The sequence below is a fragment of the Streptomyces sp. DH12 genome (assembly GCF_020873895.1).
Classification (GTDB): Bacteria; Actinomycetota; Actinomycetes; order Streptomycetales; family Streptomycetaceae; genus Streptomyces.
The window spans coordinates 1-1532 of sequence record NZ_JAHWGT010000080.1 but is presented as its reverse complement, the minus strand read 5'-3'; the positions used below and the strand labels follow the sequence as shown (position 1 = coordinate 1532).

3 protein-coding genes are annotated in these 1532 nt (G+C 71.9%); 2 read left to right on the top strand and 1 reads right to left on the bottom strand.

The genetic code is table 11. The annotated features are described in order from the left end of the window. Nucleotides 1–377: NTP transferase domain-containing protein (locus LPA54_RS32565; RefSeq protein WP_228984377.1), on the bottom strand; the 377-nt coding region annotated here is incomplete at its 3' end. A gap of 175 nt (nucleotides 378–552) precedes the next feature. On the opposite strand from LPA54_RS32565, the gene LPA54_RS32560 reads away from it, so the two are divergent. Together LPA54_RS32560 and LPA54_RS32555 are read left to right on the top strand one after the other, a co-directional pair. Continuing rightward, nucleotides 553–1374, top strand: coding sequence for a 1-acyl-sn-glycerol-3-phosphate acyltransferase (locus LPA54_RS32560; protein WP_228918305.1), 822 nt, complete (start codon nucleotides 553–555; stop codon nucleotides 1372–1374). Next, the coding region (locus tag LPA54_RS32555) for a 2-dehydropantoate 2-reductase N-terminal domain-containing protein (protein WP_308112908.1) at nucleotides 1371–1532 on the top strand (162 nt) is incomplete at its 3' end. The genes LPA54_RS32560 and LPA54_RS32555, both read left to right, overlap by 4 nt.

Here is a 1532-nt window from a genome sequence, read left to right as displayed (position 1 = left end):
AATTCCGCCGCCGCGTCCAGCACCCGGGCCAGTACCGCGGGGCGCAGCGCCGGCAGATCCGCGTTCAGCGCCGCCACCGAGGCCGCGCGGCGGGCGGCGCCCACCACCGTCGCGGCATGGACCAGCGCGGCGTTGAGCCCGGCCCGCGGCAGGTCGGGAACGGTCCCGGCGCCCAGCGCCGCCAGTTCCCTGGCGGCCAGCGCGTCGTTGGTGACGACCACCACATCCCGCACCGCGGGGCAGCCCAGCGCGGCCGCCACCGTGTCCTGCGCGAACGCCAGCGCCAGACCCGGCCGCAGACCGTCGTCCGCGGTGTCCGCCAGCCTGCTCTTGGCCTGCGGCAGGGGCTTCAGGGGTACCACCAAGGTCCACTGCACGAGTGTTGCGTCCCTCTCTTGTCACGGCCATTGTCACCCGGTGCGGCCGACGGCCGAGGGACCGGGCGTACGGTGTTCTCGACAGACCGGCGGCCCGGGGCGACACTTGTGCGGCCCGCCCGGCCTCGAGGGGACCGGGACCTGGGCCTGTCGTCCGTAAGAGGAAGGTGTACTCGTGCCGCGCCGCAGAATCGGCTTCTGGTACCGCTTCGCCGCGGTGATCTGCAAACCGCCGCTGGTGGTACTGCTCAAGCGGGACTGGCGCGGAATGGAGAACATTCCGGCCGAAGGTGGATTTATCACCGCGGTGAACCACAATTCGCACATCGATCCTCTGGCCTACGCGCACTTTCAGTACAACACCGGCCGTGTTCCGCGATTCCTGGCGAAGAGCGGCCTTTTCAACAAGGGATTCGTCGGCGCCGCGATGCGCGGTACCGGGCAGATCCCCGTCTACCGCGAGAGCACGGACGCGCTCAGCGCCTTCCGCGCCGCGATCGACGCCGTGGAGCGCGGCGAGTGCGTCGCCTTCTACCCCGAGGGCACCCTCACCCGGGACCCGGACGGCTGGCCCATGACCGGCAAGACCGGCGCCGCGCGCGTCGCGCTGCAGACCAAGTGCCCGGTGATCCCGGTCGCCCAGTGGGGCGCCAACGAACTGCTCCCGCCGTACGCCAAGAAGCCCCGGCTGTTCCCGCGCAAGACCAGCAGGGTGCTGGCCGGCCCGCCGGTCGACCTCTCGCGCTTCTACGACCGGGAGATGACGCCGGAGCTCCTCAAGGAGGCCACCGAGGCGATCATGGCCGCCGTGACCGGCCTGCTGGAGGAGATCCGCGGCGAGAAGGCTCCCGAGACGCCCTACGACCCGCGCACGGAGCGGATGGAGCAGCGCCGCCGGACGCACGCGCAGCGCAACGGCAGGAACGGGCGGCAGGACCGCACCCGGGGCGAGCGTGCCGCCGTCCGGGAAGCACGTGAAGAGGGGCTGGGTACGTGAGCGAGCCGGTCAAGGCGGCCGTCTTCGGCACCGGATCGTGGGGGACGGCCTTCGGCATGGTCCTCGCCGACGCGGGCTGCGACGTCGTGCTGTGGGGACGGCGCCCCGAACTCGCCGAAGCGGTCAACTCCACCCGCACCAACCCCGACTACCTGCCC